Source organism: Gluconobacter sphaericus (genome assembly GCF_016757795.1).
In the GTDB taxonomy this organism is placed as follows: domain Bacteria; phylum Pseudomonadota; class Alphaproteobacteria; order Acetobacterales; family Acetobacteraceae; genus Gluconobacter; species Gluconobacter sphaericus.
The window spans coordinates 2,136,562-2,154,459 of the sequence record NZ_CP068419.1; the positions used below are offsets into that span (position 1 = coordinate 2,136,562).

The 17,898-nt window shown below is 61.5% G+C and carries 15 protein-coding genes; 13 read left to right on the forward strand and 2 right to left on the reverse strand.

Annotated features, from left to right (window positions below; all coding sequences use genetic code 11):
- Window positions 1–164: 164 nt before the first annotated feature.
- From IGS75_RS10145 to IGS75_RS10190, 10 genes are all read left to right on the forward strand, one after another.
- Entirely contained in the window at window positions 165–1,340 is a 1,176-nt protein-coding gene (locus tag IGS75_RS10145) for a deoxyguanosinetriphosphate triphosphohydrolase (protein WP_062033709.1), read from the forward strand.
- A gap of 43 nt (window positions 1,341–1,383) precedes the next feature.
- Entirely contained in the window at window positions 1,384–3,192 is a 1,809-nt protein-coding gene (gene argS / locus IGS75_RS10150) for an arginine--tRNA ligase (RefSeq protein WP_202256760.1), read from the forward strand.
- Window positions 3,189–4,277, forward strand: coding sequence for an SPOR domain-containing protein (locus tag IGS75_RS10155; protein WP_141349786.1), 1,089 nt, complete (start codon window positions 3,189–3,191; stop codon window positions 4,275–4,277). Before argS ends, IGS75_RS10155 begins: the two co-directional genes overlap by 4 nt.
- Window positions 4,278–4,287: 10 nt before the next feature.
- The gene (locus IGS75_RS10160) at window positions 4,288–5,052 is read left to right on the forward strand and encodes a segregation and condensation protein A (RefSeq protein ID WP_202256761.1); all 765 of its coding nucleotides are present in this window, start codon (window positions 4,288–4,290) and stop codon (window positions 5,050–5,052) included.
- On the forward strand, window positions 5,028–5,639 hold the full coding sequence (gene scpB, locus IGS75_RS10165) for an SMC-Scp complex subunit ScpB (RefSeq protein ID WP_202256762.1): 612 nt from the start codon (window positions 5,028–5,030) through the stop codon (window positions 5,637–5,639). The genes IGS75_RS10160 and scpB overlap by 25 nt, the downstream gene beginning before the upstream one ends.
- A 9-nt stretch (window positions 5,640–5,648) precedes the next feature.
- Entirely contained in the window at window positions 5,649–6,251 is a 603-nt protein-coding gene (locus IGS75_RS10170; protein WP_202256763.1) for a Sec-independent protein translocase subunit TatA/TatB, read from the forward strand.
- Window positions 6,248–7,033: a twin-arginine translocase subunit TatC gene (tatC, locus tag IGS75_RS10175; protein WP_202256764.1), complete on the forward strand. Its 786-nt coding sequence runs from the start codon at window positions 6,248–6,250 to the stop codon at window positions 7,031–7,033. Before IGS75_RS10170 ends, tatC begins: the two co-directional genes overlap by 4 nt.
- A gap of 24 nt (window positions 7,034–7,057) precedes the next feature.
- On the forward strand, window positions 7,058–8,320 hold the full coding sequence (gene serS, locus IGS75_RS10180; RefSeq protein WP_202256765.1) for a serine--tRNA ligase: 1,263 nt from the start codon (window positions 7,058–7,060) through the stop codon (window positions 8,318–8,320).
- A 12-nt stretch (window positions 8,321–8,332) separates the two neighbouring features.
- Window positions 8,333–9,073, forward strand: coding sequence for an META domain-containing protein (locus tag IGS75_RS10185; protein ID WP_202256766.1), 741 nt, complete (start codon window positions 8,333–8,335; stop codon window positions 9,071–9,073).
- A gap of 253 nt (window positions 9,074–9,326) precedes the next feature.
- Entirely contained in the window at window positions 9,327–9,938 is a 612-nt protein-coding gene (locus IGS75_RS10190; protein ID WP_202256767.1) for a helix-turn-helix domain-containing protein, read from the forward strand.
- Between the two features lie 36 nt (window positions 9,939–9,974).
- On the opposite strand, the gene IGS75_RS10195 is transcribed toward IGS75_RS10190, so the two are convergent.
- The gene (locus tag IGS75_RS10195; RefSeq protein WP_202258454.1) at window positions 9,975–12,476 is read right to left on the reverse strand and encodes a helicase-related protein; all 2,502 of its coding nucleotides are present in this window, start codon (window positions 12,474–12,476) and stop codon (window positions 9,975–9,977) included.
- 135 nt (window positions 12,477–12,611) lie between these two features.
- On the opposite strand from IGS75_RS10195, the gene IGS75_RS10200 reads away from it, so the two are divergent.
- The 3 genes from IGS75_RS10200 (at window position 12,612) to IGS75_RS10210 (ending at window position 17,043) form a co-directional block, all read left to right on the forward strand.
- A complete protein-coding gene (locus tag IGS75_RS10200) occupies window positions 12,612–13,499 on the forward strand; it encodes a ferredoxin--NADP reductase (protein WP_141349800.1) in 888 nt (295 codons plus the stop codon).
- Window positions 13,500–13,526: 27 nt separating this feature from the next.
- Window positions 13,527–14,921, forward strand: a complete 1,395-nt coding sequence (gorA, locus tag IGS75_RS10205) for a glutathione-disulfide reductase (RefSeq protein WP_202256768.1) — start codon at window positions 13,527–13,529, stop codon at window positions 14,919–14,921.
- A gap of 82 nt (window positions 14,922–15,003) precedes the next feature.
- Window positions 15,004–17,043: an FUSC family protein gene (locus IGS75_RS10210; RefSeq protein WP_202256769.1), complete on the forward strand. Its 2,040-nt coding sequence runs from the start codon at window positions 15,004–15,006 to the stop codon at window positions 17,041–17,043.
- Between the two features lie 6 nt (window positions 17,044–17,049).
- Here IGS75_RS10210 and IGS75_RS10215 read toward each other — a convergent pair whose 3' ends face one another.
- The gene (locus IGS75_RS10215) at window positions 17,050–17,874 is read right to left on the reverse strand and encodes an alpha/beta fold hydrolase (RefSeq protein ID WP_202256770.1); all 825 of its coding nucleotides are present in this window, start codon (window positions 17,872–17,874) and stop codon (window positions 17,050–17,052) included.
- Window positions 17,875–17,898 lie beyond the last annotated feature (24 nt).

Below are 17,898 nucleotides of genomic sequence, written 5' to 3' on the forward strand. Positions count from 1 at the left end.
AAAAGACAACTGCGGTCCTGATTATATGGCCAGAGCGTCCCCCAGAGCAAAGGGGTGGGTAGAGGAGGCATGCTTGCGCGGGCACAATGCTGGCGTAGAATGACCCCGTGGGCCGCCCGAAACGGCGCTCTCTCGGCCCGACGGCTCACGCAGGACATGTCTTGATGGTAGCGATCTACGCGGTACAGGATTCCGGCTCCCCTACGGATTTCAGGGGCCGACTCTACCCTGAAGTGGAAAGCCCGGTCCGCTCGCCCTGGCAGCGGGACCGTGACCGCGTGCTGCATTCTGCAGGGTTCCGGACCCTGCAATACAAGACACAGGTCTTCATCAATCACGAAGGCGATTTTTTCCGCACACGCCTGACACATTCGCTCGAAGTCGCGCAGATCGCCCGCTCCATCGCCCGCAATCTGGACCTTAATGAGGATCTGACCGAAACCGTGGCGCTTGCTCACGATCTCGGTCACACGCCGTTCGGCCATGCCGGGGAAGACGCCCTCGCACTTGCGATGAAGGACTGGGGTGGCTTCGATCACAACACCCAATCCCTGCGGCTCGTGACTGCGCTCGAAGCCCGCTACCACGCCTTTGATGGCCTGAACCTGACATGGGAAGCGCTGGAGGGCCTCGCCAAACATAACGGCCCGGTCAAACGCCCGACGCCCTATTTCGCGGAATACGACGCAAAACATCATCTCGACCTGCAAAGCCACGCCTCGGCCGAAGCGCAGGTGGCGGCCATGTCAGATGATATCGCCTATCACGGCCACGATCTCGATGACGGTCTGCGCGCCGGGCTGCTGTCTTTTGAGGATATTGAAGACCTGCCGCTGGTCGGAGACGCCCTGCGCCGCTCCCGCGAGATGGAGCGTCAGATCGGGCGTGAGGCGTCCGATCAGGCCCAGCGCGTGCGTCATGAAACCATCCGCGTCGTCATCAACCAGCTCGCCACCGACCTGACGGACCAGACGCGCCGGAACCTCGAAGCGCTCAATCCGCAATCGGCCGACGACATCCGTAATGCCGGCTATCCCGTGGTGGCGTTCAGCCCGGAAATGCGTGAGGCCAACAAGACCATCCGCAAGTTTCTCTATGCCAACATGTACCGCCACTGGCGCGTCAACCGCATGGCGCGGAAGGCCAAGATCGCCGTGCGCGAAATTTTCGACATCCTGTCCGAAGATCCCGGCCTTCTGCCCGATCCGCTGCGGGGCCGGGCGAAAGCCGCTGATGACGTACAGCGCAGGCGTCTGGTGGCCGATTATATTGCCGGAATGACCGATCGTTTCGCGATGGAAGAACATCGACGGTTGACGGACCTCTCCGTGCTGGGCTGATAGAGCCTCTGATTTGAAGACGCGTTACAGGAATCGAGCTGAAATGGCCGCTGACAACACGACCCTTACGACTGATTGTCTCTTTGCCCGCACCCGGGTTCAGGTGTGCGACGCTCTGCGATCGGTCGTCCCCGGCCTGCCGGAAGAGGTGGTGCAGCGCGTCGACCTGACCCCCACTCGCGACCCGTCCCATGGTGATATGGCAACGAACGCCGCGATGCTGGCCGCCAAGCCCGCGCGCCGCAAACCCGCCGATATTGCCGCCGAACTGGTCGTGAAACTCTCCGAGCTGCCGGGGATCGCGAAGGCCGAAGCTGCCGGTCCGGGCTTTGTGAACCTGACACTCAAGCCCGAAGTCCTGCAGGGCGTGGCTGTTTCCGTTCTCAAGGCGGGCGACCGCTACGGCCGCTCCACGATGGGGCAGGGAAGGCGCGTGAACGTGGAATACGTCTCAGCCAACCCGACCGGCCCGATGCATGTCGGTCATTGCCGTGGTGCCGTGGTGGGTGATGCGCTGGCCAACCTGCTCGAAGCCGCAGGCAGTCCGGTGACGCGCGAATACTATATCAACGATGCCGGAACTCAGGTTGTCGCCCTGACCTGGGCCACATACTGGCGCTATCTTCAGGCCATCGGCACGGACATCCCGGCAGACGAATTCGGCGCCCTGACCCCGAACGGCCTGCAATATCAGGGCGAGTACCTGATCCCCGTCGCGCAAAGCATCGCTGAAAAGCACGGACGTTCGCTCGCCAATGCCGAAGGTGGCCCGGCAGATCCGTCCGTCTGGTTCGAGACTGTGCGTCGTGAAGCGCTGACGCAGATGATGGCTGCCATCCGCGAGGATCTGGAAGCGCTCGGCATTTCGCATGAAGTCTTCGCCAGCGAAGCTGAAACGCTGGCCAGTGGTCGTGTCGACGCCGCGATCGCCAAGCTCGACAGCAAAGGCCTGCTCTATGAGGGCGTGCTGGAGCCGCCGAAGGGCAAGATGCCGGAAGACTGGGAAGCCCGTCCGCAGACGCTCTTCCGCTCCACGGAGTTCGGCGACGATCAGGACCGTGCGCTCCGCAAATCCGACGGCACCAACACCTACTTCGCCAATGATATCGGCTATCATGCCCAGAAAGCTGAAAATGCTGACGTCCTGATCGACGTCCTCGGCGCTGATCATGGCGGTTACGTCTCGCGGATGCGGGCCGCCATTTCCGCTTTGACGGATGGCAAGACCGGCTTTGAAGTCGTGATGTGCCAGATCGTGCGCGTCGTGAAAAATGGCGAGCCGGTGAAGATGTCCAAGCGCGCTGGTACGTTCGTGACCCTGCGTGATCTACTGGACGAAGTGGGCCGTGACGCTGTGCGCTTCACGATGCTGACCCGCAAGGCCGACGCGCAGATGGAGTTCGATCTGGATGCTGTCGTCGCCCAGACGCGCGACAATCCGGTGTTCTACGTCCAATATGCCCACGCCCGTTGCCGCTCGGTCTTACGCTCGGCAGAGACGATGTTCGGTACGGAGTCCGTGACGCCGGAAGCCCTATGCGGTGCTGACCTGACCAACCTGTCTTCGGACGTCGAACTGGCCGTTCTGCGCCGTCTGGCCGCGTTCCCCCGCAGTGTGGAAGCCGCGGCTACGGCGCGTGAACCGCACCGGATCGCGACCTATTGCATTGATCTGGCGTCTGACTTCCACGCCCTGTGGAACCGGGGCCGCGAAGACACCACCCTGCGCTTCCTGCATGAGAACGACCGCGCAACCAGCCTCGCCAAGCTGGCGCTGGTCTCGGCGATTGCAGGAACGCTGCGCTGTGCCCTCACCATTCTCGGCGTCGTGCCGGTAGAGGAAATGCGATGAGTCCGGAAAACGATCAGGACCGCAACCGCCCCGATCCGGGCGATTACGCCCGTACCCCGAAACAGCCTGCGGGTCCGGCTCCAGGAGCGCGTCCGCAGACGCGTTTCGAGCGCGAACGCCTGAGCAACGATTATGACGACGAACCCCCACCGCGCCGCCGCCCGGCTACCGCCGGCGGTGCGTCCGGGGCAGGGCGTCTGACGTCCGTGCTGGGTAACGACCCCGCCACCCGCAAGCTGGTTGGTGGCGCAGTGGGCATCGGCGTTGTGCTGCTGCTGGCGGTTGGCGGCTGGTCGCTTATGGGCAGCCATCATGGCGGCATTCCCATTATAGGTCCGCCGCCGGGCCCCGTGAAGGACCGTCCGGCCGATCCGGGCGGGATGCAGATCATGGGCGGTGATGACGGCGACACCGACATGACCGGCAATGGCGAGGCGCATCTTGCTCCGGGTCCGGAGCAGCCGGATACGAAGGCACTGGCCCGTCAATATGGCGTCCCGCCCGGAACGCCTGCTCCGGAAGCACCAAAGACCGATGCTCCCAAGGCAGATGGTGCAGCACCGGATAACGCGCCGGCAGCCCAGACGCCTGCTCCGGAAGCAGCCGCGCCAGCCGACACTGGGCAGATGTCTCCGGGCACCGCGCTGCCTGCCACGGTTCCGGAGAAGCTGCAGGATCAGGCTGCCGCACCTGCCGAAGCGCCGAAAAAGGAAGAGGCGCCCGTCCATCATGCCGCACGACCTGCCGAGAAGCCGCTTCCCGCGCCGCTTCCGGATCCTGAGAATGTTGGACCGCCGAAAGCCGCTGCTCCGGCTGCGGAGAAGGCGGAAACATCGCGTGGGACGCATGAAGTCCAGCTCGGCGCGCTCGACAGCGAAGCCGCGGCCCGCAAGGAATGGGACAGTCTGCGCCATCAGGCTCCGGCCCTGTTCGCAGGCCATACGCCGCTGTTCGAAAAGACCACACGCGGTGACCATACCTTCGTGCGTCTGCGGATCGGTGGCTTTGCGGATCTCAAATCCGCACGCGCCTATTGCGTGAAGCTGCACGCGCAGTCCGTCGCCTGCACGCCAGCCCAGTTCTGAGAGCTGGCGTTTGAGCGAGACACTCCACCTGACGCTTGACGGGTTTGAGGGGCCGCTGGACCTGCTCCTCGATCTAGCCCGCAAGCAGAAGGTGGATCTGGCGAAAATCTCCGTCCTGCAACTGGTGGAGCAATATCTGGCAGTCGTGGAAAAGGCACGTGCGGAAGCGCGGAGCCTGCGGCTGGAACTGGCGGCAGACTGGCTGGTCATGGCCGCCTGGCTCGCCTGGCTAAAATCCAAGCTGCTCCTGCCTGCCGAAAACGAAGACCCGGACGCCGAAGACGCCATCGAGCTGCTTCAGGAACGCCTGATCGAACTGGAGCGGATGCGCGCTGCCGCCCGCTGGCTCGCGGAACAGCCCCGTCTGGGTCTGGACGTGTTCCGGCGGGGGCAGGGCGAGGATCATACCGAAATTGACCGCTCTGGCCTGCGCGTGAACATGCCCGCGCTGATCACAGCCTATCTTTCTGCCCGTCGCAGAACGGGGCGCCGGCGCGTCTATGCGCCGCGTGCCCGTCGGTACTGGAGCGTGCAGGATGCGCTATCCCGTCTTAAGCGCCTGCTCGGGACAGATCATGTTATCGGCTGGCACACCCTGACGTCCCTTCTCCCGGAGCCGAACGAACTGGACGGAGAGGAAGGGCCATACGGGCGTAATGCGGCACTTGCCGGTACGCTGCTCGCAGGGCTGGAAATGGCCAAGGGCGGCGCGCTTGAACTGCGCCAGCCCGAAGCGTTCGGGGAAATCGAATGGCGGGCGGCCTCGCCTTCATGACAGATCCCACAATGCTCGATCGCGCCTGTCTGCTTGTGGAGGCGTTTGTTTTCGCCAGCCCCGATCCCGTTAAGCCTGCGGCGATCGCCGATCTTTTGACCGCCCAGTCCATTTCCGTGCCGGTCGAGGACGCGCTTAATGCCGTCCGCAGTCGTTATGCCGATCATGCCGTGGAAATGGTGCTGGTCGCTGGCGGTTGGCAGTTCCGCACCCGCTCGGAATTCGCGTCCGCTCTGATAAAAATCGTGGAAAAGCCCCGCCGCCTCAGCCGTGGCGCGATGGAAACACTGGCGATCATCGCCTATCATCAGCCCTGCACCCGTGCGGAAATTGAAGCCATCCGTGGTGTTTCGCTCGGGCAGGCCGTTCTCGATGCCCTGCTGGAAGACAGTCTGATCGCTCCCAAAGGCCGCAAGGACGTTCCAGGCCGGCCCGTATTATGGGGCACCACCGCTGTTTTTCTGGAAAGTTTCAGCCTTCCGGATCTCCGGGGGTTACCTCGCCGGGAAGACTTCCTGCTGGACCGCGCGCCCACAGAAGCAGAAGGCGATGCTTCTGCCGTAGGCGGAACGGAGCAGACAGGCTAGGAATAATGCATGTTTGACTTCAGTTTCTCGGAAATCGCGCTGTTCGTGATGGTGGCGATGATCTTCATCCGCCCGAAGGACCTGCCGGTTGCGATCCGCACCCTGTCGAACGGGTTAAAGGCGATGCGGCGCATGGCGGCTGAATTCCAGTCCCATGTCGACGAGATGGTTCGTGAGGCTGATCTGTCCGAGGCCCGGGATCAGTTCCGGGATCTGAAGAATTTCAACCTGCGCGACCGTGTCACGAAGGCGATCGACGGCGACAATTCCATCCGGCGCAGTCTGGAGCTCGACACACCTGCAAAAGCGTCCGCGGCCGATCTGCCCAAGGTTCCGCCCGCGCCACCACTTCCCCCGCCGCCCCTGACCGATCTGGAAACGCTGCCCTACAATGCCCGTCCGCAGTTCGAGCCAGTCGTGGACCTGCCCGTGCAGGAAGAGCTGGATGTCAACGAAGATGTCGCGGGCGCTCCGTCCATTCTCCCGCCCAGCACGGCACGGCGGCTCCAGCATGAGCGCTCCCGCTGGCTCGCGCCCGACATCCTCCCGCCCGTCCGGGCCATCCACGCCGGTAGGCGCATCCCCATCGCGAGCGGAAAGGACGGCGAATGACCGACACTGACAGCATCAACGACACGCCGATGCCGCTCCTCGAACATCTTGTGGAGCTGCGCAAACGCCTGATCTGGTCGATCGTGACCTTCGTAATCGCGTTTGCCATCTGCTACCATTTTTCGGGCGAGATTTACCGCTTTCTGGCGGCCCCGCTCGGCAACATCATGCGTAAGAACGGCGAACAGCCGCACCTGATCTACACCGCGCTGTATGAGGCCTTCTTCACCTACATCCGTGTGGCCGTTTTCGGCGCGACCTGCCTATCCTTTCCAATGATCGCCATTCAAGCCTGGATCTTTATTGCACCCGGCCTGTACCGCAGCGAGAAGCGCGCCTTCGCACCGTTTCTGGTCGCTACGCCCATCATGTTCCTGATCGGGGCGGCACTCGCCTATTATGTGGTCTTTCCGTACGCGTGGCAGTTCTTCCTGTCGTTTCAGACGCCGCAGAACACTGATGGCGGCATGCAAATCGAACTTCAGGCCAAGGTCTCAGAATATCTGACGCTGGTCACGAAAATGATCCTGGCGTTTGGGGTCTGTTTCGAACTGCCCGTCATTCTGACGCTGCTGGTCCGGGTGGGGCTGCTGAGCGTAGCGCAACTCAAGCGTTTTCGTCGCTATGCAGTCGTGGCGTCCTTTGCTGTTGCGGCCGTCATTGCGCCGCCAGATGCGATTACGATGCTGAGCCTCGCCATTCCCCTCGTCGCACTGTACGAAGTATCCATCCTGACGGCCCGGTTCGTGGAACCGAAACCGATGGCCGCCGACGAAGACTGATAATACCTGCCGGAGCCCTGAACCATGCATGACCTGAAAGCCCTGCGCGCCGACCCGGCCGCTTTTGACGCTGCTCTCGCACGTCGGGGCCTGTCACCCGTGGGGCAGCAGCTTGTCAGTGACGATGAAGAACGCCGTGCCGCACTCGCCGCGCTTCAGGAAGCACAAGGTGCACGCAAGGCACTGGCCAAGGAAATCGGCCTGCTCAAGCGGCAGAAGCTCGACACCTCTGAGATTGAAGCAAAGGCCGTGGCCTTACGTGACCAGATCGCAGGTCTGGAAGAGCGTGCCAATACGATCCAGACCCGGATCGACGATGTGCTGAAAGCCCTGCCGAACCGTCTTGACGCCTCTGTCCCGGACGGCAGGAGCGAAGACGACAACGTAATCGTTCATGTCCGTGGCGAAAAGCGCAAGCTGGCTTTCGAGCCGAAACAGCATTTCGAGCTTGGCGAAGCGCTTGGTCTGATGGATTTTCCGACCGCGGCCAAACTGTCCGGCACGCGGTTTGTGGTCCTGCGTGGCGCACTTGCCCGTCTGGAGCGTGCTCTGGGTCAATTCATGCTCGACACCCACACGTCCGAGTTTGGCTACAGCGAAACCAGCGTGCCGCTTCTGGTCAATGACGACGCCATGTATGGCACGGACAAGCTGCCCAAATTCGCCGAGGACTCGTTCCGTACCGAAGACGGCCGCTGGCTGATCCCGACCGCCGAAGTCCCGCTCACGGCGTCCGTCATGGGCGATATCCTGCCCGCTGACTCCCTGCCGATCCGCATGACTGCGCTCTCCCAGTGTTTCCGCTCCGAAGCCGGTTCCGCCGGACGCGACGTGCGTGGGATGCTGCGCCAGCACCAGTTCACGAAATGCGAACTGGTGTCGGTCGTGCGTCCCGAAGACAGCGAGGCCGAGCACGAGCGCATGACTCAGGCCGCCGAGACGGTTCTGGAGCGTCTGGGCATCACCTTCCGTCGGATGCTGCTCTGCGCGGGCGATACGGGGTTTGGTGCTGCCAAGACGTTCGATCTGGAAGCGTGGCTGCCAGGCCAGAAGGCATGGCGCGAGATTTCCTCGTGCTCCAACACGCGCGATTTTCAGGCACGCCGCATGAATGCGCGCTATCGTGCAGAAAACGGGCCGGCCTTCGTCAACACGCTTAACGGATCCGGTCTTGCTGTCGGTCGGACGATGATCGCTGTGATGGAGACATATCAGAACGAAGATGGCAGCATCGATGTTCCAGAGGTTCTGCGTCCTTACATGGGCGGGCTGAACCGCATCGGCTAAGGACTTTCAGGCATGATCACGATCCGCCGTTTCGCGTTGGCTCTTCTAACCGCAGGCTCCGTTCTCGCCTCATGCCCCGCCGAGGCGGACAGTATGCGCACTCTGCACGGTGAGGCTCTGTACCGTGAGCGCATGGCCCTGCCGCCGGGTGCTGTCCTGAGTGTTTGGATTGAAGATACGGGTGCCACTCATGGCGCCCCCCTGGTCATGGCCGAGCAGCGCGAAGAGATCCATCGCGGAGTACCTATCCCTTACACATTGACCTACCCGGCTCTGCCCCCGGGAGGACATTATGTGCTGAATGCCGAAATTACGGTTGAGGGACGCAGACTTTTTGCTACGCCGGACGGTGGCACGCCTCTGGCTCATCCCCAACTCCTGCTGCGGCATGTGGCGGGAACGGCCATCCGCGCTCCTTACGGTGCTTGGCGGATCCAGAGCGTAGGTAGCCTTCATTTCGACAATACCGCCGAAGCGCCCGGCCTGACGCTGCAACACGATGGCACGGTTTACGGCACGGATGGTTGCAACCGCCTGATGGGGCATTTTACCCTTTCGGGTCAGACACTTCATTTTCTGCCGCTCGCCATGACGCGGAAGGCCTGCCCGCCGCCCCTGATGGCGCAGGAGCAGCCGATCGGAGTTTTTCTGCCGAGCGTAAATTCATGGTCGCGTGATAGTGACAGTCATCTTGTGTTGCATGGAAGTGGTTCCGTTGGCACGATGCTCCTTGTCCCGCAGGATGCACAGTAGGTCTGCCCACAGTCATTCTAGGTCTGATTCCAAAAAAACTTTTGATATTTCACGATTTTTTTGAAAGGGTAGAGGGGTATCGCACCTCTTTCCCTGAAAACGGAAACGAGACTAGTGTTACCCGGCTTTCTCCATAATTCAGATGGGGGAGCAGAAAGATCTTCTTCCGTGTCATTGCGGGAGTCCTCTGACCGGCAGAGGTTTTTTGTCGCACGGCGTAACGCGCTATTGCTATCATGCCGGAGGCTTGGGAATGAAAACAACGATCCAGCTTGGGTTGGGACAGAAATGGACGGCATCGCTTACTGCCAAGCAGGGGGCAGGTGAGGTCAGGGAGATTATGACTCTGGGGGCCGGCTGGGTGGGGTTCCGGGTGGAAAACCAGTCGCTGGCTCTGACGCAGGCTTCCGAGGCGGCGTACAGGGCATGGATCAGAGAGACGGAGGCCGTATTGACCAGAGACGCCATCCCAGCGGCTCAGCTTTCTCCGGGGCTGGAACTCGGGCGTCGCATCCGGTTGCTTCGGGAGATGGCGGGGCTGAGCCAGCAGCAGCTTGCGGATAAAGTCGGGATCTCGCGCTCGGCTGTGGCATTTTGGGAAACTGGTCGCTCGGGGCATGTCGGCAAGCATCTGGGTAGTCTTGCGCAGGTGCTGGGCGTTGAACCTGAAGTGCTGCTGACAGGAATGGCCTATAAGGCCATCCAGGCAACGCTTACTCCCGACGAAAATACGATGCTTATGCTTTACCGGCAGCTTGATCCTCTCATCAAGCTTCAGGCCCAGAAATGGATCGAGCGTCGTGTGCGCAACAGAACAGGCGAAGAGCAGGACGCAAAGCCTGCCGCTCAGTCTAAAAGAGCCTGATCTCCCGGCCCGACAGACGTCAGGCCGGCCTGCGTTTTATGATGGCCGCTTGCGCGGTCCCCCCGGCCGCCGGTTTCCCTTCGCGGGGAAACTGCGGCTCCCCGGTTTTTTGGGGCTGGAAAAACCCGTCCTATTGCCGGGTCTGTCACTATGGCTGCCGCGGCCTGGGCGGCCTCCGATGCGCTGCTGCTTTTGGCTTTCGCGCATCCGGCTCTGCGTACGCAGGACCTGTTCAATCCAGTCATTGAGAATGGATGTGTTAATTTCCGCATCCTGACGGGCCGGATAGGCGTCCGGGAATCGCAGTGCCAGCCACCGCCAGGCGACCAGTCGCTTGTGCCGCTTCTCGGCCCTTTCCAGCTCTTCGCGCCCTGCCTGCTCTGGATGCGGAAGACGCCCCGTACCCGGCGGCGGTACCGAGCGTCCGGCTGCATGATCCGCGGCCCACTGAACAAGTCGCTGAATGCCATTGTCCCGCTCATCAATCGGGCACATGGCATACGTCCAGCGTGTCGAAAGATCGAGGTTTTCCACGCCTTCCAGAGCAGCTGCGATTTCCAGCGCCTGCTCCATGTCGGCAAGGCGGTAGTTCGGGTCATCAGCACGCAGAACGGCGTGTTTGATGCGTGTCAGAACGCCGTAGAGACTGTCACTGCCAATCTCTTCGGCCACGGCCCGGACGATATCTGAATCCGGCTGCACAAGGGGACGGAGTTCCTTGATCTCCTCGGGCGGAGCGCTCAGCATTTTTCGGACAAATGTCGGACTGCCAGCACCCGCCAGTAAGCAGACCAGCCCGCTTTCATGTTTGCCGTAACGTCCGGCACGGCCGCCGATCTGCTTGACTTCCTGTGAAACCAGATCGCGAGTCTGGCGTCCGTCGAACTTGCGGAGCGCACTGAACACTACGCGTCGGATTGAGAGGTTTAGCCCCATGCCGATCGCATCCGTCGCAATGAGGATATCGGCTTCGCCATTGTTGAAACGGGCGGCTTCGGCACGGCGGACTTCCGGGCTCAGGGCACCATAGACTACGGCGACACGACGCCCGCGCGCCATGAGTTCAGCACGCAGATCCAGTACTTCGCGGCGCGAAAAAGCGATGACTGCATCGCTGGGCTTCAGTTCATCAAGATGCAAGGTCTCACCTGCTTTGAGCGGGCTTTTGCGTTCGAGGTGGATCTCATCCACCGGATCATCGCAAAGTTCGGCAATGCGCTTGACCAGCGGGATGCAGTCCGGCGCGCCGAGGATGAAGACATGCCGCGCCGGAACACCCATGATGGCCGCCGTCCAGGCGGCGCCACGGTCCGGATCGGCGAGCATCTGGGCTTCGTCAATAATCGCCACATCCACAGGGTTGTGGAACGGACACATCTCGACCGTCGCTGCCAGATGACGCGCGCCCGGCATCTCAATCCGCTCTTCACCCGTAGACAATGATGCCGGAACGCCGCGTGAGAGCAGGGATTCGCGGAACTCATGGGCCAGAAGGCGTAGGGGGGCGAGGGCCAGACCGCTCTCGGCATTCGCCAGAGCATTAAGCGCCGTATAGGATTTTCCGGAGTTCGTTGGCCCCGTCACCAGCGTGATGCGACGCTTCAGCGCACGGGCAGTGCGGAAATGCCCGGCAAACCGGTCCAGCGCGGCAACGCGGGCAATCGCGGCATTGCCGGCCTTGTTGCCCAGATCCAGAACTTCCGGCCGGTCTTTGGTTCCACTGCGCCATTGCGGCAGGAACGTTCGGAGACGCTTGAGTTCTGTTGGATCGAAGAAGAACAGTTCAATCCCGTCCGTGCGCGTTTCGCGGCGGGCAACGGGAATCCGGTTTTCGGCAATCCAGCGCAGAGCTTCACGACGCGAGCAGTGCAGGACGTTTGGCAGCTCATCGAAGCTGATCAGTCCTGCTTCCCACTCGCGCAGCCGTTCAAGCTCACGCGCCCTGCGTTCTTCGGCACGGGCCTGAATATCGGCCTGTTCGCGAGCGCGACGTTCCTCGGCAATTCGCAGATCGTCCTCGAACCCGAGATCGACGCTGCCGAAAGCGGCTGCGATGCTCTGGGACAGTTTTTCAAGCTGACCGCTCGACAGGATCACTCCGGTATCGGCCAGATCAGCCCGAACGTCTTCAAGCACGGCGCGAGGAGAATCGCCCATTTCCTGCCAACGCGCCATCAGAACGTCGTCGAGGGTTCGGCGCAGGGCAGGCATGTCGGCGCGCGGGTCATGCGTGCGTGTGGCGGCGTCCAGAGTGTCGGCTTTGCCAATCCAGACCTCACCGGCCCGACGGCAGACATTCATGAGCTGTGAGGCCCAGGTCTTGCGGCGTACGACGCATAGCGCTTCGATCAGCCCGTCATGAGACAGGCTCGCCTCGGGGCCTTCAAGCCTGCGCGCAACCTGACGCAGCAGGGCAGGGCGCTCGCGTGACGTGATGTCGAGCGAGGTTCCGAATTCGGCCTCGGCCCGCTGAAGGGCACGTTCGGCCGGGGAAAGAGTATCGGAAAGCGTGGCGTCCGGCATGGAGTCGTCTGTCATAAGAGTCTTGTGCGTCATTCCGGCATGCGCTTCAACGCGCATGGGTTTCCCGAGCGGCAATGATTGGGCTAAAAGACCCGACTCTTATCAGGTCCGTGACCTGTTATCCGTTCCGCCCCGGAGACAGAACCAGACATGTCCACCTCGACTTTTGCCGCACCGACTCCAACAATCGACGAGCCCCTGACCGGCCTGGTGCCGTTTGAAGGCCATCCGAAGCAGTATCGTCTGGCTGAACCCAGCAAGGAATACGCTCATCTGTATCCGGCGAAGGTGCTGACAGTCCATCACTGGACGGACCGCCTGTTCAGCTTCACCACGACGCGTGACCCGGGCCTGCGTTTCGAGAATGGCCAGTTCGCGATGATTGGCATTGAGGTCGAAGGCAAGCCGCTCCTGCGCGCCTATTCGATCGCGTCCGCCAATTACGAAGACAACATGGAGTTCCTCTCCATCGCGGTTCCCGATGGCCCGCTGACCTCGCGTCTACGCCATGTGAAGGTCGGCGATACGGTCCTGATCGGCCGCAAGCCGGTTGGCACGCTGCTGCTCGATAACCTCAAGCCGGGCCGCAACCTGTATTTCCTGTCTACGGGAACGGGGCTGGCGCCGTTCATGAGCCTCATCAAGGACCCCGAGGCCTATGAGCGCTATGAGAACGTGATCCTCAGCCACACCGTCCGCATTTCAGGTGAGCTGGCCTATGAGAACCACATTCGCCATGAACTGCCGGAGCATGAATTCCTGGGCGAGTTCGTCAAGGACAAGCTGCGTTATTACCCAGCCGTGACGCGTGAAGATTATGCCGTGACCGATCGCATCACCAAGCTGATCGAGACGGGCAAGATCTTCGAGGATCTGGGCATCGACAAGCTCGATCCTGAGCATGACCGCGTCATGATCTGCGGTTCGCCGGAAATGCTGGCTGACACCGAAGCCCTGCTGGAGCGTATGGGTTTCGAGGAAGGCAATATGAGCCATCAGGGTTCGTATGTCGTTGAGAAGGCCTTCGCAGAGCGCTGAGGTCTCAAAAGGGTACGAAAGGCCGGAATGATGCAGGATTTTGATCTGTTCGTTATTGGTGCCGGATCGGGCGGTGTGCGCTGCGCGCGTATCGCCGCCCAGAACGGAGCGCGCGTCGCAATTGCGGAGCGCCGTCACTGGGGCGGAACCTGCGTCAATCTGGGCTGTGTGCCCAAGAAATTGATGGTCTATGCGGCTGATTATGGCCGCGAGATTCCCGATGCCCCGGCTTATGGATGGGATGTCGCGCCGGTCGCGCATGACTGGTCCACGCTGATCAGCGCCAAGGACCGCGAGATCGAGCGCCTCAACCGCATCTATGTCTCGATGCTGGAAAAGGCCGGGGTCACGCTGTTTACGGGCGATGCCAGTTTCGTGGACGCCCATACCGTCGAGATTGGGCCGTCCGAACTCGCGCCGGATGCACCCGTCCAGCGCATTCGGGCAAAGAAAATCGTCATCGCCACGGGGTCCACGCCTACGCGTCTGGATATCCCCGGGGCGGAACATGCCATCGTCTCGGACGATGCGTTCCATCTGACGGACCGTCCAGAACGCGTTGCCGTGATTGGCAGTGGGTATATTGGCGTTGAGTTCGCGGGTATTTTCGCAGGGCTTGGTTCCACGGTTGATCTGGTCTTCCGGCAGCCCCATCCCCTACGCGGCTTTGACGACGAACTGCGCGCCCATTTGTCCGAACTGCTGCCACTAAACGGCATCAAGGCGCATCCCGGTCGCTCTCCGGAGCGGATCGAGAAGGTCGGCGAAATTTTCTGTCTGTATCTTGAAGGCGGGGAGGTCATCGAGACGGACTGCGTGTTCATGGCGACAGGGCGTCATCCCAATCTGACCCCACTGAAACTCGACAATGCTGGCGTGGCGACGAGGGACGGACGGATTCCGGCCACGCCCGATGATGCGATGACCAATGTCCCCGGCATTTATGCCATCGGAGACGTGACGGACACCTACAATCTTACGCCCACAGCTATTGCTGAAGGCCATATTCTGGCCGAACGCCTGTTTGGCGAGCCGGGTCGCGAATGGTCCTTCGCCACGACGCCCAAGGCTGTATTCTTCTCCCAGCCGCTCGCCACGGTTGGCTTGAGCGAAGAAGAAGCCGTGGAGAGCCATGACGTGGACATCTACACGTCCAGCTTCACCCCGATGCGTCAGACGTTGTCGGGGCGCAAGGGCAAGACCCTGATGAAGCTGGTCGTGGATGCGCAGAGCAAAATCGTGCTTGGCGCTCACATGATCGGTCCCGATGCGCCCGAAATCATTCAGGGCCTCGCTATTGCGATTACGGCAAAGCTGACGAAGCGGGATTTCGATCGCACGATCGGTCTGCATCCCACCAGCGCGGAAGAGTTCGTGACTATGCGAAGCCTCACACGCCACGTTCCCCGAAAAGCAGGCTGAAAAACACCATGACGGCGCGTAACGGTCTCACGGAGGCTCCGCAGTCGGGCCGTCAGACAGTTTCTGAAAGGCAGCACCAGGCATGAGGTTTGGCTGGCTGTTTGCCCCGTCCATCACGTCCGTCATGTTCGCTCTCCGCACCACGGTCGCTTCGCTTCTGGCGCTGGCGATTGCGCTGTGGATGGAACTCGGTGAGCCACAATGGGCCGCCATGACCGTCTGGATCGTCGCCCAAAACTCCCGTGGCGAGAGTATTTCCAAGGGCCGCTGGCGTCTCGTTGGCACCATGATCGGGATGGTGATGGCCATCGTGCTCATGGCGGCGTTTCCACAATATCCCTGGCTGTTCCTGCCAGCTCTCGCCATCTGGGTCGGGTTGTGTGCCGGTCTTGCGACTCTGACACATAACTTCCGCGGCTATGCCCTCGTACTGGCAGGCTATACCTGCACCATTATTGCGCTTGGTGCGGTCAAGGAGCCCGATCACGTCTTCAATGTGGCAATGGCGCGCGGTACCTACATTTTCCTCGGTGTGATCTGCGAGACGGCGATGGGTATGATTGCCCTGCCCAATGTCGCAGGCCGGGCGCGCGAGGAACTCCGCAAGCGTCTTCAGGGTATTCTGACCCGGGCCATTCCTGCCCTGACGTCCGTGCTCCGCCAGCAGCCGGGTGCCAGGGACGACCTGTCCACTCTGCTGGGCTCGTTGCAGGCTTCCAGCGACCAGATCGAGTTCAGCCGTATTGAGATCCGCAGCGAAGGCAACGAGGTCGAGCACGCCTATGTCACGCTCGGGCTTGTCGCGCGTGTCCTGTCACGCGGGCTGGGTCTGCGGACGCGCATGACGTCTGTCTCGCATCAGCCCGAAGCCCTGCGGCCTTTCCTTGAAGAAATGGCCACAGCTCTGGACGGCCTGCCGGAGCGCCTTCTCACGGATCGACGTGGCATCGCCGCCCTCGTCCAGATCGAAGCTCTTCTTGCCGAATGCCGGGGGCGTATGCAGACGATTTTGCCTCGCGACGATGAGGATTCCCTGAATGAAGGGATTATTCTTACCGGCGTGGAAGTCATGTTGTCCGACCTGTGCGAGACGCTGCGTTCCTATCGGGCCAGCGTGGATGGGGCTCCCGTGTCCGAACGCCATCGCCTGACCCGCAATCCGGATTGGCGTGCCTCGATGCGCAATGGCGTGCGTACGACTGTGGCCCTGCTGTTCGGCGCTTATGTCTGGGAAGTCACTGCCTGGCCACAGGGCAGCGTGTTTTTGACCTTTATCGCCGTGGTCTGTGCACGTTTTGCCACCTTCGAGAATACCGTTCTGCTGAGTGCGGCCTTCTTCTACGGCGCGGTTTTCGCTGCTCTGGCGAGCGTTATTCCGGTATTCATCGTCATGCCGGTGACGGCCAACTATCCGTTCTTCTGTCTTGTGGCAGGCTTCTTCATGATGCTGGGCGGTCTGGCGTCCCGCAATCCGCCCACTGCTGTTATGGCGGCGTCCTACGGCACGTTCTTTCCCTTTTTGCTGGGTATGGATAACCAGGGGCGCATCAACGAGCTCAGCTGGTTCAACACCACTATTGCGCTCTTGCTGGGTCTTGGTGCCGGTGTGGTGATTTTCCGCGCCGTGCTGCCATTCACTCCCGCCCGCGCGGGCGAGGTCCTGCGCTACCAGCTCAAGCGTAGCCTGCGACGGCTGGCGTTGCCCGGCGTGGTCATGGACGAATATGTCTGGATCAATGAGGGTACGCAGAGCATGGAGCGCGCCGTGCGCTTTGCTGGCTCTCTCTCCAGCGACCGGGCGGAAGCCATGCTGCGGGGAACGCTGTCCGTTCTGACCGTCGGGCGTAACGTGCTGATGCTGCGTAAGCTTGCCGAGCATGGAAGTCTGCCTGATACGGCGGTAACGGCGGTGGATGGGCTGGTCCGCAACCTGCTGCGTCGCAAGCTGCCCCTGACCCATACGACCGCCACAATCGATCCGACCCTGGACGAACTCTATGCGCTGGAACGTCAGTCACAGGACCCTTCGATCCGGCATGATCTGGTTCTAGCCATCGGTTCTCTGCTGATTGTACGTACCGAGATGCCGGTCAGCAGGGCCTTTCTCAGGGGCGCGTTCTAACGTCCGTCAGGGTGTGGCGAGGAACCGCAGCAGATCCTCGTTCACCCGCTCGGCATGAGTCATGAAAAGCCCGTGCGGGGCGCCTTCGTAGGAAATCCAAGTCGAGCCCGGTATGGCAGCTGCGGCTTTTTCGCCGGCGATGCCAGCCGGAACGGCAGAATCGGCCGTGCCGTGAATCACCAGTGTTGGGACGGTGAAGGCCTGCAGGTCCGAACGGAAATCGGTCGTGCCCCAAGCATCCACACAGTCCAGCGTGGCCATCGGGCTGGCCATGCTGGCCAGTAGGAAGGACCAATCCAGCACGCCCTGACTGACAGGGTGATGGAGCATGCTGACGCCGTAGAATTCAGGAATGAAGTCTTTCAGGAAGCCGAAACGGTCCTGACGGATTTTCTGCTTGATGCCGTCAAATACGGAGATGTCCACGCCCTTGGGGTTGTCGGACGTCTTGAGCAGGAACGGCACGACAGACGACAGCAGGACTGTCTTGGAAATGCGCGACCGGCCATGGCGGCTCAAATAACGCGCGACTTCCCCGCCTCCCATGGAGAATCCGACGAGCGTCGCATCCCACAGATCAAGTTGTTCAAGAATGACCGCCAGATCGTCGGCGAAGGTATCGTAGTCGTAGCAGTTGATCGGGTGGCCGGACTGGCCGAAGCCGCGACGGTCATAGGTGATGACCCGATAACCCGCTTCCACCAGTGCCAACGTCTGCTTTTCCCACATGTCCCCGGTCAGGGGCCATCCATGGATCAGGACAACGGGCTTGCCTGCGCCCATATCCTTGACGTGAAGGCTGGTTCCATCAGTGGCGGTGATATACGGCATGGTTCCGATCCTCGAAGGAGTTCA